Origin of the sequence: Paenibacillus sp. GbtcB18 (assembly GCF_019091125.1) — a bacterium.
Classification (GTDB): Bacteria; Bacillota; Bacilli; order Paenibacillales; family NBRC-103111; genus Paenibacillus_F; species Paenibacillus_F chitinolyticus.
In genome coordinates, this window is record NZ_JAGXJX010000176.1 from 1 (window position 1) to 373 (window position 373).

At 64.6% G+C, this 373-nt stretch carries 1 protein-coding gene; it reads left to right on the forward strand.

The features are described 5' to 3' along the window. Positions 1 to 209: hypothetical protein (locus KVT34_RS29995; protein WP_217563267.1), on the forward strand; the 209-nt coding region annotated here is incomplete at its 5' end. Between the last annotated feature and the right edge of the window lie 164 nt (positions 210 to 373).

Here is a 373-nt window from a genome sequence, read left to right on the forward strand (position 1 = left end):
CCGGAGTGGGACCCGCTCTCCTTCCGGACAACGCGGTGCCCACGGGCCTGGACGCCGCCATTCTGTCCTGCCGGCCCAGGCGTTTCCGCGAGCTGACGTGCTATCTGCGCAGCGAACCGCACGGTCTCGTGCCCCGCTTCCTCACCCTGTTGCAGGACTCGGCACAGCTGACAAAGCCGGCAGACAGACAACGTGCCGCGCTTCCATGACAGCCACTACGGCCACTACGGCCACTACAGGTACGTACAGGCACTGTCACGGAGAAGGCACTTTTGCTTCCCGACTCAAGATCCGGACCCGCCCCCCGAGCGAAACGCGCACACTGGCACCATGATCGACGACCTGGACATCAACCTGACGCCCATAGTCGAGG